The organism is Clostridium sp. C105KSO13 (assembly GCF_001517425.1).
In the GTDB taxonomy this organism is placed as follows: Bacteria; Bacillota; Clostridia; order Lachnospirales; family Lachnospiraceae; genus Muricomes.
In genome coordinates, this window is sequence record NZ_FBWL01000170.1 from 177,000 (window position 1) to 189,917 (window position 12,918).

Here is a 12,918-nt window from a genome sequence, read left to right on the forward strand (position 1 = left end):
TAATGAGCGAGAAGGAAATAAGGATATGCTTGGCATCATCATCTGGAGGACATTTTGAGCAGTTAATGATGCTTAAGCCCTTAATTGAAAAATATAGTGGATATATTGTTACAGAAAAAATTGGTTACGATGTCAAAGCCGGAGATATACCGGTGAGGTACGTTTTACCAATTAATCGAACGGATAAAACATTTTTTCTGAAATTTTTTGTAAACATTATAAAATCACTTTTTATTGTTTTATCGGATAGACCAGATTACATCATTTCTACAGGATCCTTGGCAGCAGTGCCACTAATGGTATGGACGAAGATTTTTGGCGGTAAAGTGATATATATTGAATCATTTGCAAAAATTAACTCGCCTAACCTTTCTGGGAAAATTGCATATAAGTTTGCAGACAGGTTTTATGTACAGTGGGAAAGTATGAAGAAATTCTATCCAAATGCAATCTGTAAGGGGGGAATTTACTGATGATATTTATCACAACGGGATCAAGAAGTTTCCAGTTTAACAGATTGTTGGAGGCTGTAGATAAAGCCATAGAGAACGGAGCAATTACTGATGAGGTTTTTGCACAAATTGGTTCCAGCAACTATCCAATAAAAAATTATAAATATAAAGAATTTTTGAATCATGATGAATTCAATGAAAAGATGAGAAACTGTGATATTGTGTTGACCCACGGCGGCACAGGGGTAATCGTTAACGCGGTGAAAATGGGAAAACGTGTTGTAGCAGTTCCTCGACTGGCAAAATACCAAGAGGTTGTTGATGATCATCAGATTCAGCTAGTGCAGGCATTTGAAAAACTTGGAATGGTCACGGCATGTTATGATAGTAATAAGATTGGCATAGCGATTGAAGAGGCAAAAGGCAAAGAAGTTAAACCCTATGTATCAAACATACAGACCATTATTGATTCTATTGATGCGCTAATCTGTGGGAAGACTGAAGACAAGAAAAAGATAAGAATCTTAATGTGCAGCTCAGATAGAAAAGAAAAGGGTGGCATGAATAGTGTTATTGATCAGTTAATGGATCATGACTGGGGAGATGATTTTCAGTTTTCGTATTTGGCTACGCATGTGACGGGAAACCCATTAAAGAAAATATTCTTCTTTGCTAATGCATATAGAAAACTAAAGAAACTCATAAAACGAGATGCGTTTGACATTATACATATTCATATGTCTTATAAGGGGAGCTTCTATAGAAAGTATTATGTAACAAAACTATGCAAGAAATATAATAAAATGGTGATAATTCACCTACATGGGTCTGAATTTAAGGATTTTTACAATAACGGAAATTCAAAACGAAAGGCACAGATTCAAGAACTTTTTTCTATTGCAGATTCAAGTATTGTTCTTGGCGAAGATTGGAAAAAATTTATTCTGAAAATCGCACCGAAGGCCAATGTTGTTGTTATCAACAATGCGGTTTCGCTTCCAAATTTTGAAGATAAGGAAACTAATAAAGTAAGAACATTTTTATTTCTGGGAGCACTTATCCAGAGAAAAGGAGTTATTGATTTATTAGATGCTGTGAAACAGATGAAAGATCAAGGTGTTTCGGATTTTCGTCTGTCAATTGCAGGTTCTGGAGTTGAGGAGCAGCGTTTAAAAGAATATACTCGAACTAATGGATTACAAAAATATGTTGAATTTTTGGGCTGGGTTACAAAGGAACAAAAGCCAGAACTACTGAAAAAATCTGATGTGCTTGTATTGCCTTCTTATAATGAAGGTTTGCCAATTGCTATATTAGAAGCTATGTCCTATGGCTTGCCAATTATAAGTACAAATGTAGGGAGCATTGCGGAAGCTGTAAAGGAGAAAGAAAATGGTTTTTTAATTGAACCAGGAGATGTTGATTCTTTAGCACATGCGATGATACAGTTAACTAATAATTCGATTTTATGGAAAAAGGAATCGAGGGCGTCAAGGAATATATGCGAGACAAAATTCTCTGAAAATGTATTTTTTGAAGCTGTTGAGAAAATATATCGGGGTTTATGTAAATAATGATTAGAAAAATTAAACTTAAAATCAAAAAAATACTCCGGGGGGGGTTACAGTTGAAGAACTCCGGAAACTTGGGGCCACAATAGGTGAGGACGTAGAAATCTGGACAGATAAAATCGATAAAGGACATGCTTTTTTATTGCAAATAGGAAATAGAGTCACGATTAGCGATGCAAGAATTCTCTTACATGACGCAAGTACAAAGAGATTTATAGGCTATAGCAGAGTTGGTCGTGTAGTAATAGGAAGTGATGTTTTTATCGGAGCAGATGCTATTATTCTTCCAGGAGTCACAATCGGAAATAATGTTGTGATTGGTGCTGGGACGGTTGTAACAAAAGATATTCCCGATAATAGTGTTGTTATAGGAGTTCCTGCTAAAGTTATAGGAAGTTGTGATGCTTTCATAAAAAGAAATGAAATGCTATTGAAACAATCCCCTAAGTATGATACTTATTGGACGAAAAAAAGTATAGAAGAAAAGAAAAAAATGCAAAAGGAGTTGAGCAATCGGCTAGGATATGATCGATGATTAGTTAGTTTTCTTGATTTAAGACAATCGAAATTTTGTTAATATAAGGATTTGAGTGATGAGAACAATGAGAGAGGATAGTCTTGTATCTGTTGTAATAACAACATATAAAAGGCCAATTGAAGTACTAAAAAGAGCAGTTGAAAGTGTGGTAAATCAAACCTACAATAATACTGAAATAATTGTAGTAAATGATTATCCGGAAGATAAATTCAATGCGACGAAAATTAGAGAAATGCTGTTAGCCTTTCCGAATAAAACAATTCAATATATTGAACCGGAGCATAATTCAGGAGCTTGCGCAGCGAGAAATATGGGCTTATCTATAGCCAATGGTGCATACATTGCGTTTTTAGACGATGATGATTATTGGTTAAATGAAAAAATTGAAATTCAGCTCTCAGGATTCTGTGCAGATGATATTGGAGTTGTTTATACACCGTATTATTTAAAGTATAAGGACAAACAAGAAATTGTTAGAACAGATGCAATTAGCGGTAAGTTAACGGAATCTCTTTTATATAGAAATACAATGTGTATTTTCCCACTTATGAGAACTAGTTTGGTTCGTAAGTTAGGTGGATTTGATGTTGAACTTACGGCTAGTCAGGAACATGACTTGTTGCTAAGATTATCTGAAATTTGTGACTTTAATTTTGTAGATAAACCAACTGCTGTATATGATGTTTCAGAAGAATCTATTTCAATGAATATTCCTAAGAAAATAAAAGCTTTTGAAATGTTTCAAGCTAAACACAAGGAATTGTATAATAGCTATCCAGACGCTTTGTATTACCAGATTATTAGAATGGTCAATAATATGAATAATGCTGGACAGTATAAATATGCTCTAAGATTATGGAAAAAGGCTATAAAAATAAAACCTTTTTCTGCATCAAATATCATACAACCGATAAAAGGATATATAAAAAGATTGATGAGGAGAAAAGCATTCCACTGAGATACTATTTTGTATATGGTGTCCGTATGTAGAAGTAATGCTAGGCAATGTAGAATGAAAAAAATAGCTATTTTTACGCCGACTATATATGCAATCGGCGGTGAATCACGGGTTGTAACAGTAATTGCAAATGAATTGTGCAAAGATCATGATGTTACAATTTTTACACGGGAAAAAAAATTATTAGACAGCATATACGGACTTAAAGATAATATAGAAGTGGTATCTTATTATCCATATTCTCGGAAGCCTGTAGCTTCTGCAATCCGCTATATCTACAGAAAAACAAAACTATCTTTTTTTGAAAATAATATATGGTTACTAGACTATGCGTATTATTCAAAAGATGCTGTAAAAAAAATGAGACGTAATATATCGGACAAATTTGACATTATTATTGCAGTATCAGGAGATATGTCTGTTTTACTTGGAAAATGCAATTTGACGGAAAAAATAACCATAGGATGGGAACATAATTCGTATGAAGCATATTTTGAAACACCGCATAGATACTTGTGGAAGAGGGAAAAAATATTTGTAAAAGCAGTGCAAAAACTGACGCACTGCATAGTGTTGAATGAGGATATTGCGGAAAAATACAAGAATAATCTAAAAATTCAATGTGAATATATATATAATCCGAGAAGTTTTGTGAGTGTAGAAAAGTCTAAATTGAACAATAAGCAGTTTATTGCATGTGGTAACTTTGTGCAAGCCAAGGGATTTGATCTGCTCATTGAATCTTTTAATATATTTTCAAAAAGTAATAAAGAGTGGAATTTAGTAATTGCGGGGGATGGATGCGATTATGGAAAAATCAAAGAAAAGGTTATTAAATATGGCTTGCAAGGTAGAGTTGAATTGCCGGGATATTTAAAGGATGTAAAGCCACTTTTATTGGAATCTTCAGTATATTTGCTATCTTCTAGGTGGGAAGGATTTCCTATGTGTGTAACAGAGGCTTTTGAAATAGGATTGCCCGTTATATGCTATGATATTCCAGCTGTTATACCGTTAACGAGAAATAAAGAAGGTATTGTTGTGGAAAAGTTTGATACTAAGAAGTTTGCGGATGCAATGTTAGAACTATCAAATAATACCGAACTGCGGAGAGAAATGGCTACTAATGCGTTAAGAATGGCTGATTCAATTTCAATAGAGAATATAGCGGCAGAGTGGAACGCACTAATAGAAAAAAATAATTAGGAAGGTAGATATAGTGGTAATTGACATTAGACATCTAAAAAATAAAAATTATTTTCAACTTATTGTGTTGGCAATAACTTCTTTCATTATACCTTTTTATATATGTGATACCAATAGGCATAATCTTCTGTTTACTATGGCAGAAATACCATTGCTTATCCTATTACTTATGAATTTAAAAAAGATGAGAGTACGTAGGAATATAGGATATATAGTGTTAGTAATACTCTATTTTTTGACTTTTTTATATTACGATATTTTTTACCTAAAATGTTATTGGGCACTTTGCTATAAAGTGGGCTCTTTTTTGTTGCTATGGGATTTTGATTCGTGTGAATCGTATGAAGGTATAAGAAAAGATTCGTTATATTCAGAGTTGACCGATACAATATTAAGTATATTTTCATTTACAGTTATTCTTAGTTTGATATCTAATATGATTGGTGTCGATGCTATTTTTCTTGATGTGAATCAGTTTCATTTAAGAAGTGCGAAAAGTGGTGTGTTCCTAGATGAACGATTGACGTGGGTTTTTATGCATAAAAGCTCTTATGGTCTATTACTGGTTTTGGCTTTAGCACTTTTGATGAAAAGAAGAAATTTTCTTTTCAGAAGACTGTGGATTTGCATTTATTTTATTGCGGCGATAAGAATTAATTCTATGGTATCTATTGTATGTATGGGAATGGTTTTATTCGCCTATTATATAAAAACAAAAGAATTAGATAAAAAAACAATGATTAAACTTTTTTTTGCATTTTTTGTTGGTTTAATAATTGCAGGAGCCGTTTTTTATATTGTTGAATCGAAAAGAAATGTATCGAGTTTGGGTGATAGAGCATATATTTGGGCTATTTATGCGGATTCATTAGCAAAATATCCTCATGGTATGGGAAAAAGTTTTTTTTCAGATTCTTTTTGGCTGGCCGCTGGTGGACGCTATATTAACAACTTTCACAATGTTTTTTTTAATGAGATGATTCATTACTCAGTACCAGTTGGGATTATGTTTATAGTACTGGTTTTGTACTATCCAATAAAATACATTGTATCAAATTCGTCTAAATTATACAGTGTTTTGCTGTTGATTTCATTTTGTTTACCAATGTATTTTGACCAAGCATTGAATGATTTGATATTCCCGGTGTTTCTTATTATGCTGAAGCTGTGTTTTAGCAATTCAAATGCTAGTGATGAAGTATAATACAGTGGCATCAGATATTGATGATGAACCTATTAATATTTGGGTTGATATTATATTATTATTTATACTGTTATTTGATGGAGAAATGGAGATTTGGAGATTTTTATGAAACGATTATTAGAGTGGATTAAGAGAAGGAAGATTAGAAAAGGAATGACTCCAGATATTCTAAGGGAATATGGAGCATCAATTGGAAATAATGTTGTTATATGGACGAATAAAATTGATTTGGGTCATGCTTTTTTACTTACAATTGGAAATAACGTAACAATTTCAGATGCCAGAATACTATTGCATGATGCGAGTACTAAGATGGCGTTAAAATATAGTCGTGTCGGCAGAGTGACCATTGGGGACAATGTTTTTATAGGAGCTGATTCAATTATTCTACCTTCAATAACAATAGGCAATAATGTAGTTGTTGGAGCAGGTACGGTTGTTACTAAGGATGTGCCAGACAATTCAGTGATTGTTGGAAACCCTGGAAGAATTATTGCTTCATATGATGAATTTATAAATAGAAACAAGCAGCTACTTGATGGGGGGGCGGTTTATAATACATATTGGAAATATAAAAGCGAAGATGAAAAAAAATTAATGAAGAAAGAACTTAAGGATGGTATTGGATTTGATGTTTGAATGCGGAGTTATTCTAATTATAAATATCTTTTTTTATACCATGTTATCGGTATGGGTTACTTATAATGAATAATAATAAATTTTTAAAGCATTTTACTATCATAGGTGCAGGAACAGCAATTAATTTACTAGTTGGACTATTTACAACACCTTTAATTACACGTCTAGTCGATCCTGTAGAATATGGTCAATATTCTATTTTTACAATGTATTCCAGCATTGCAGTCATGGTTTTATGTATGGGATTGGATCAGGCATTGGTGAGATTCTATTATGAAAAAGATGATTTGAGTTATAAAAGAGCATTGCTGTTTAAATGTGTTAGAATTCCACTTATTTTAAGTGTGATTGCTACTATAATTATAACCATATGTGCATATAGTAATTTAATTAATTTTGAATTTCCAGCTCTAATTATGGTGCTGCTTTGTGTATATTCATTTGCTGAATTAGTGTATAGGTTTAGCCTCTTGATTGTACGCTTAGAATATAAAAGTAAACTGTATTCTGTTTTAAATGTAATAAAGAAAGTGGCATATGTGTGTGTGGCCCTTTTTTTTCTTGTTATAGTAAAAGGTGATGACTTGCTGATACTGTCGGTAAGTATACTAGTTGCAACGTCACTATGTGTAATCATTAGCATGATTATGCAAGCAAAGATGTGGAATATCTTTCAAAATAGAGAGTCGGATTGCTCTATAGAGTATAAAACCATTTTGACATATGCATATCCATATGTTATTACTATGGGAGTAACAACCTTATTTCAAGCAATAGACAAAATAGCATTAAATATGTATTGTACATATACCGAAGTAGGAATATATTCGTCAACAATGACCTTGGTCCATATTTTTGCGATTATTCAAACTACATTCAATACACTTTGGTCTCCAATGGCAGTTGAACATTATACAAAAAATCCAGAGGATAAGAAGTTTTATCAAAAAGGAAATCAGATTATAACGGTTGTTATGTTCTTCCTTGGAATTTCCCTTATTTTGGTTAAAGATGTATTTGCCGTATTGTTAGGAGAAAAGTATCGAGAGGCTGCGTACATTTTACCCTTTTTGATTTTTAATCCAATTATGTATACAATTTCTGAAACTACTGTGACGGGATTAGTATTTAAAAAGAAAAGCAAGGTACAGGTAATAGTTGCATTGGGAGCGTGTTTAACAAACATAATAGGAAATAATATATTGGTTCCTGTATTAAAATGCCAAGGTGCAGCGATATCAACGGGAATTTCATATATTGTTTTCTTTTCATTAAGGACATATTTATCTAATAAATATTTTCCGGTTGATTTCAAATTGAAAAAGTTTTACTTATTAACATTTGTTGTTAGTTTGTATGCATTGTATAATACCTTTGTTATATTTAACATTGGATCAGTTCTAGGCTATATGGTCTGCTTGCTTTTGCTTGGTATTCTTTATAAAGATACTATTTGTTGGGGAATAAAATATATTATTAATTTTATAAGCCAGAAAAACAGTGATACTAGACAACGCTAACAGAACGTATGCGCCATTTGAAAATGAACGAAAACTGTTGAATATTTCTGATGCGAAAGGGATATGGGAGCGAGAACTCCCCACGCTACTCGGACAAATCAAAAAATTACACACCTCTTCGTGGTAAGCAGCAGACAACGATTTTATGATCGGCGAAGATGTGAGAAAAGAAAATAGTCAGGAAGAGTCAGAATGGATTATAAAGAACGATTCCGCAATATACTGAAGCAACTTAATAGTGACTCCAATAAAGCACGGTATAATGTTTAACACAGAGTGACTGCTCTGAAGAAGGCCGAAAAAGAAGTGGCATCTCTGGAAGCGAAGAAGGTAAAGGCAGATGCTAAGGCCGCTGAAGAAGCTAATAAGACCGAAGCGGAGGCTGTGCTGAAGAAGCTGCTGGCAAGCGGTATGAGTGCGGACGAGATTCTGGAAAAGCTGAAATCGGTGTGGACAAACTGAACTCCAGGAGTTCACACCGTATTTTTTGAAGGTTGCCGTATAGTTTGTAACGAAAATAAAATGAGAATAAAAATGGAGCGTAAGAAAAATGAATTTATCAAAAATACACCACATTGCAATCATTGTATCTGATTACGAAGCTGCAAAGGATTTCTATGTGAACAAACTGGGCTTCTCTGTTATCAGAGAAAACTACCGTCCAGAGCGTAAAGATTGGAAGCTGGATCTTCGTGTTAACAAACACACAGAGCTGGAAATTTTTGCAGAGGAAAATCCTCCGAAGCGTGTGAACCGCCCGGAAGCCTGTGGCTTGCGTCACCTTGCATTTTGTGTGGAGAGCGTGGAGCAGACGGTGAATGAGCTGGCGGAGGTAGGAATTGAATGTGAGCCAATTCGTGTGGATGATTACACCGGCAAGAAGATGACATTCTTCCATGACCCGGATGGACTGCCGCTGGAGCTGCATGAGTAAAATGAAGAAAACAAGAAAACCAGGCGGCGGCCGGAAGAAGCTGAAGCCAGAGTACGATGCCGGGAAGAATCTGAAAGAGCAGATGGATGCTGCTGTGGCACTTTATGATTCTGAGATGTCCTTGCAGGCCATCGGAGATGAGCTGGGATTAAATCCCATCAAGGTACGGAAGCTGCTCATCACGGCAGTTGTGTATGAATCGGAAGTGGCGGAGAAGGTGCAAGCTACCTTTGAAGAATACCGTGAAACACAAGACTACAAAACCTCCATACTCTCAACTGCAAACACCCTGAAACTTTCCAAAGCCTCTGTTACCTCGTATCTGCCATATCAGAAAGGCGTGTACTTCCCAAGTACAGAAAAGGAGAAGATCAGTGTTGGGGCAGAGCGGCAGCGGAGATACAGAGCAATGAAGCGATGGAGGGCTAATCCGACAGAAGAAAACTTATGGGGCGTGGTTTTGGCCTATGCTGGAGTAAAATTCAAAACTTACTCTGGCTTGCCATTTACTTATGAGGTGAGGAAAGGAAGAAGCGGCGAGTACACAAAAGAGCTGTGGATCGACCGCCGGGAGAACAGTAAAAGCCTGGCATGGAGTTCAGTGGTGCTGGCGCTGAAGAATATTAAAGAAAAAGTAGTAGACCGCCCGAAGGCTCTGGGCGATATCCGGGGAGTGACCTATATATACGGGATGTTCTATCGGTTCGGGCTGATCGATGTGCCGGATGAGGTAAAGGAGAAGATGGGTCATCCGAAAGACCGCAAAAAATAGGTTGCTATGTGCAAAAGTGTGCGGTAAGATGTGCCGTAACTGAGGATGTGAATCTCAGTTGGGAAGGATGGTAGCATTATAGAAAAACTGAAGGAAATGCTGGAGGAGTATTTGAAGAAAACAGAGCCGGAGTATTACCCGCCAGTGGAGAACCTACTTGATCTGATCTATGAGCATTACACAGAGAATAATCCAGTAGAGAAAAACACAGTTGCTGGGAAAGCAGCAAAGGCCAAGGAAAAGGAACTGGAAGAGTGGCTGCGTGGGCTAGATGGTATGAATAGGCTCGTAGATGACTATGTTGGAGATAAGATTCCGCTCTGGGAAAAGATCATGGACCGGCAGGGAACGGTGTGCTGTGCATGGGAGAAGACCGCTTTTGAGGAAGGTCTGAAAGTCGGAATTCGGCTCATGATGGAAGTGTATAGTTTGTGACGGAAATAAAGTGAACTCCTGGAGTTCAAAAAAGCCCTCGCTTGTTGCGGCGAGGGCGTGTGTTCTTATTTTTTAGGTTTTTCAGCTTTTTTCTTCTTCGGTGCAATTTTGTGGCCTGAGTAGATTGCCATGCCCATGCAGACCAGAGAGCCACAAGCGAAATACTTGTGAGCCTGCATCAGTTTCTTGCAGCCCGTGTAGAAGCATCCTGCCATGCAGGCAAGTGCGCCGAGTGACCAATATTTATGTGCTTTCATTTTGTGTGTCCTCCTTATCTTCTTTCTGTATTTTGAGCAATTCCTCGATTTCCGTTTTACTCGCCGGCCGTACTGCCTTTTTATTATCGTGTGCTACCGCTCCACAGTCAGGACAACGGTCAGGTAGCTTCTCAGCAGAGAAGCAGTAGCGGCAGGCATCGCAAAAGTAGTAATTCAAGTCATATTCACCCCAATCTCTAATATATCCTCAAATGCAATAATGGTCGGCAGCTCTTTGCCGGTATCGTTTATAAATCCTGTGTAAATTCGCAGTTCTTTGCTTATAGCATCCACAGCATCCAATACTCCGACTATATCTTCATAGTAGCCGTCCATGAAATATTTTATTGTGAGCTCTTGTCCTTTCCGAAGCTGGCTGATCTTTTGGTTCAGAGCTTGCTTGCCTTCTTCAGACAGCTCGATTCTATTTCCTTTGAGATGATCTCTGCCTTCAGAAGCAATCTCATCCTCATAGCCTCGCAAGGCGGCAAACGGAGAGAAGATTTTAGCACGATTGGACATCGGCATCCGGGGATGATTATGTGGCGGTTCCGGGCGGGAAGCATGGAGTATTTTGCCATACTTACTTTGGACGGTCCTGCCTTCCGGTGTGTTCTTATAGTCCATGTTCTCCCTCCTTACTTAGCCTTATGGCCGCCTATCTGTTGATTTCTCTCCCTCATCGTTGCACCATTCAGATAGTTGGTTCCTTTTAGTACGGCGTTCTTGCCGAACTTCTTCTTGAGACCCAGCATCGCATTCTGCAGCTTTTTCTCTTTTTCCAACTTGGTTGTGTCCGTGAATAGGTCAACTTGGAAGAATCCCTCATCTTTGACCACACGGTTGGCGACTATTGTGATCCGTCTTACCGTCAGTGTTTTATTGGCTATTCTCTCGAACAACTCAGTTGTGGCAGAGATCAGGATACTGCCGAGGTTGGTCGGATTATCCAGCTTCGTGCTGCCGTGAGCACCCTTCGGAACGGTGCGGCCGTAGTGGTCGATGTGTACCGGACCTCTGTACTTGCCGCTGTCACAGTTTTCCCGGTCATAGCCCACATCCAGTGTCAGACTATCCGTTACCAGACCTTTATCTGCCAGCTGGAGTACCAGGCTGTCAGCCATCTCCATGACAATGATTCTGGCTTTGTCATATGGGTACGGGCAGGAGAGTACCTGACCTTCGGAGATGCTGTTGGTGCTGGGTTTGTAGGCTTTGATTTCTTTCATGCCACAGGGCTCCAGACCCCAAGCATGGTCGATCAGCAGTTCAGCATCAACACCGAATTCCTTATATAATATATCCTGATTGACGGTGCTGAAATAGGCCAGCTCACCCATCGTATGGATGCCGTGCTTTTCTAGCCGCTTGACTGTGCCGGGACCGGTCATCCAGAAGTCTGTGAGAGGCTTGTGATCCCAGAGGAGATAACGGAAACTCTCTTCATCCAGCTCAGCGATGCGGACTCCGTCCTTGTCAGGCGCAGCGTGTTTGGCAGTGATGTCCATTGCCAGCTTCGCCAAGTAGAGATTAGTTCCGATCCCGGCGGTGGCAGTGATGCCGGTCGTATAAAGCACTTCCCGGATCATTGTCATGGCAAGGTCGTGTGCGGTCATATTATAGTGGGATAGGTACGAGGTGGCATCGATAAAAACCTCGTCGATGGAATATACCACGATGTCCTCTGGTGCAATGTATTTCAGATAGATGCCGTAAATCTGCCGCGATACCTTTTCATAGTATGCCATCCGGGGCGGTGCAACAAGGTAAGAGAGTTCGAGTGACGGGTCGGCGGCAAGGGATAAGGAATCATAGGAGGCAGAGGAGAAGGATGGTTTACCGTCCTTATACACAGCCTTTCTTAGTCGTACCGCTTCCCTTAACCGGTTTGCATTGACCTCCTTGACCTTCTGCACGACTTCAAACAGTCTGGCGCGACCCGGAATGCCATAGGCTTTCAGGGAAGGAGACACAGCGAGACAGATAGTTTTCTCGGTGCGGGAGGAATCTGCCACGACCAGATTTGTGGTAAGTGGGTCGAGGTGGCGGGCGGCGCATTCCGCACTCGCGTAATAGCTTTTAAGATCTATCGCAAGATAAGTGCGTTGCATCGTGTAATTTCCTCCTCTCTATGTGCTCGTGTTATTTTCCAGTCCTTTCCACAAACCACCGGCCTAACCGTCCATTGAAGCGTGGATCGAGATGCTCAAAGAACAGGTGCTTTTCCTGCCCCTGGATGAGGACAGTAAAACAGTCACCGGAGTAACTGTTATCGGCAGTCCCGGCGGGGCGGAAGTCCCGCACGGTTTCGATTGGGAAGGTACGTCCATCCGACCAGGTGATCGATGTCGGCTGCATATAGCCTGTAGAATCAAAGTCGGAGGATACCTTTACATAGACTCGTTCTTTTGTCATAAGCAGTCACCTCCATG

General features: G+C 38.3%; 15 protein-coding genes and 1 pseudogene. 12 read left to right on the forward strand and 4 right to left on the reverse strand.

Features of this window, described 5'->3' with window-relative positions:
* The first annotated feature begins 2 nt into the window (after positions 1 to 2).
* The 12 genes and pseudogenes from pssD (at position 3) to BN3456_RS13195 (ending at position 10,229) form a co-directional block, all read left to right on the forward strand.
* Complete coding sequence (gene pssD / locus BN3456_RS13140) at positions 3 to 473, forward strand: PssD/Cps14F family polysaccharide biosynthesis glycosyltransferase (protein WP_176699198.1); 471 nt, start codon at positions 3 to 5, stop codon at positions 471 to 473.
* Positions 473 to 2,026 carry a PssE/Cps14G family polysaccharide biosynthesis glycosyltransferase gene (gene pssE, locus BN3456_RS13145; RefSeq protein WP_089984763.1) on the forward strand — a complete coding sequence of 518 codons (1,554 nt, stop codon included), beginning with the start codon at positions 473 to 475 and terminating at the stop codon, positions 2,024 to 2,026. The genes pssD and pssE overlap by 1 nt, the downstream gene beginning before the upstream one ends.
* A 235-nt stretch (positions 2,027 to 2,261) precedes the next feature.
* Positions 2,262 to 2,558 (forward strand): annotated as a pseudogene (locus BN3456_RS13150) (DapH/DapD/GlmU-related protein); the annotation flags it as partial.
* 58 nt (positions 2,559 to 2,616) lie between these two features.
* On the forward strand, positions 2,617 to 3,519 hold the full coding sequence (locus tag BN3456_RS13155; protein WP_089984768.1) for a glycosyltransferase: 903 nt from the start codon (positions 2,617 to 2,619) through the stop codon (positions 3,517 to 3,519).
* Positions 3,520 to 3,573: 54 nt separating this feature from the next.
* A complete protein-coding gene (locus BN3456_RS13160; RefSeq protein WP_176699200.1) occupies positions 3,574 to 4,725 on the forward strand; it encodes a glycosyltransferase in 1,152 nt (383 codons plus the stop codon).
* 13 nt (positions 4,726 to 4,738) lie between these two features.
* On the forward strand, positions 4,739 to 5,929 hold the full coding sequence (locus tag BN3456_RS15970; protein WP_089984771.1) for a hypothetical protein: 1,191 nt from the start codon (positions 4,739 to 4,741) through the stop codon (positions 5,927 to 5,929).
* Positions 5,930 to 6,034: 105 nt separating this feature from the next.
* Entirely contained in the window at positions 6,035 to 6,568 is a 534-nt protein-coding gene (locus BN3456_RS13170; protein ID WP_089984773.1) for an acyltransferase, read from the forward strand.
* 65 nt (positions 6,569 to 6,633) lie between these two features.
* The gene (locus BN3456_RS13175; RefSeq protein ID WP_089984775.1) at positions 6,634 to 8,088 is read left to right on the forward strand and encodes a lipopolysaccharide biosynthesis protein; all 1,455 of its coding nucleotides are present in this window, start codon (positions 6,634 to 6,636) and stop codon (positions 8,086 to 8,088) included.
* Positions 8,089 to 8,394: 306 nt separating this feature from the next.
* Positions 8,395 to 8,550 carry a hypothetical protein gene (locus BN3456_RS13180; protein ID WP_242862889.1) on the forward strand — a complete coding sequence of 52 codons (156 nt, stop codon included), beginning with the start codon at positions 8,395 to 8,397 and terminating at the stop codon, positions 8,548 to 8,550.
* Between the two features lie 88 nt (positions 8,551 to 8,638).
* Positions 8,639 to 9,022 (forward strand): SMU1112c/YaeR family gloxylase I-like metalloprotein, encoded by a 384-nt coding sequence (locus BN3456_RS13185; RefSeq protein ID WP_089984777.1) that lies wholly within the window; start codon positions 8,639 to 8,641, stop codon positions 9,020 to 9,022.
* 1 nt (position 9,023) lies between these two features.
* Positions 9,024 to 9,794 carry a hypothetical protein gene (locus BN3456_RS16370; protein ID WP_242862881.1) on the forward strand — a complete coding sequence of 257 codons (771 nt, stop codon included), beginning with the start codon at positions 9,024 to 9,026 and terminating at the stop codon, positions 9,792 to 9,794.
* A 111-nt stretch (positions 9,795 to 9,905) separates the two neighbouring features.
* Positions 9,906 to 10,229 (forward strand): hypothetical protein, encoded by a 324-nt coding sequence (locus BN3456_RS13195; RefSeq protein ID WP_141654523.1) that lies wholly within the window; start codon positions 9,906 to 9,908, stop codon positions 10,227 to 10,229.
* A 65-nt stretch (positions 10,230 to 10,294) separates the two neighbouring features.
* Here BN3456_RS13195 and BN3456_RS13200 read toward each other — a convergent pair whose 3' ends face one another.
* The 4 genes from BN3456_RS13200 to BN3456_RS13220 all read right to left on the reverse strand — a co-directional run bounded on the left by BN3456_RS13200 (position 10,295) and on the right by BN3456_RS13220 (position 12,901).
* Positions 10,295 to 10,486, reverse strand: a complete 192-nt coding sequence (locus BN3456_RS13200; protein ID WP_089984781.1) for a DUF6219 family protein — start codon at positions 10,484 to 10,486, stop codon at positions 10,295 to 10,297.
* 174 nt (positions 10,487 to 10,660) lie between these two features.
* Positions 10,661 to 11,113, reverse strand: a complete 453-nt coding sequence (locus BN3456_RS13210) for a YolD-like family protein (RefSeq protein WP_089984784.1) — start codon at positions 11,111 to 11,113, stop codon at positions 10,661 to 10,663.
* Positions 11,114 to 11,124: 11 nt separating this feature from the next.
* Complete coding sequence (locus BN3456_RS13215) at positions 11,125 to 12,597, reverse strand: Y-family DNA polymerase (RefSeq protein ID WP_089984786.1); 1,473 nt, start codon at positions 12,595 to 12,597, stop codon at positions 11,125 to 11,127.
* 31 nt (positions 12,598 to 12,628) lie between these two features.
* A complete protein-coding gene (locus BN3456_RS13220; RefSeq protein WP_089984788.1) occupies positions 12,629 to 12,901 on the reverse strand; it encodes a hypothetical protein in 273 nt (90 codons plus the stop codon).
* Positions 12,902 to 12,918 lie beyond the last annotated feature (17 nt).

Bases quoted from the DNA above. Each gene is read 5' to 3' on its own strand.
- BN3456_RS13215 (WP_089984786.1), bottom strand. From the start codon at position 12,597: ATGCAACGCACTTATCTTGCGATAGATCTTAAAAGCTATTACGCGAGT.
- BN3456_RS13185 (WP_089984777.1), top strand. From the start codon at position 8,639: ATGAATTTATCAAAAATACACCACATTGCAATCATTGTATCTGATTAC.
- BN3456_RS13175 (WP_089984775.1), top strand. From the start codon at position 6,634: ATGAATAATAATAAATTTTTAAAGCATTTTACTATCATAGGTGCAGGA.
- BN3456_RS13220 (WP_089984788.1), bottom strand. From the start codon at position 12,901: ATGACAAAAGAACGAGTCTATGTAAAGGTATCCTCCGACTTTGATTCT.
- BN3456_RS13170 (WP_089984773.1), top strand. From the start codon at position 6,035: ATGAAACGATTATTAGAGTGGATTAAGAGAAGGAAGATTAGAAAAGGA.
- BN3456_RS16370 (WP_242862881.1), top strand. From the start codon at position 9,024: ATGAAGAAAACAAGAAAACCAGGCGGCGGCCGGAAGAAGCTGAAGCCA.
- BN3456_RS13200 (WP_089984781.1), bottom strand. From the start codon at position 10,486: ATGAAAGCACATAAATATTGGTCACTCGGCGCACTTGCCTGCATGGCA.
- BN3456_RS13155 (WP_089984768.1), top strand. From the start codon at position 2,617: ATGAGAACAATGAGAGAGGATAGTCTTGTATCTGTTGTAATAACAACA.
- BN3456_RS13210 (WP_089984784.1), bottom strand. From the start codon at position 11,113: ATGGACTATAAGAACACACCGGAAGGCAGGACCGTCCAAAGTAAGTAT.
- BN3456_RS13160 (WP_176699200.1), top strand. From the start codon at position 3,574: ATGAAAAAAATAGCTATTTTTACGCCGACTATATATGCAATCGGCGGT.
- pssE (WP_089984763.1), top strand. From the start codon at position 473: ATGATATTTATCACAACGGGATCAAGAAGTTTCCAGTTTAACAGATTG.
- pssD (WP_176699198.1), top strand. From the start codon at position 3: ATGAGCGAGAAGGAAATAAGGATATGCTTGGCATCATCATCTGGAGGA.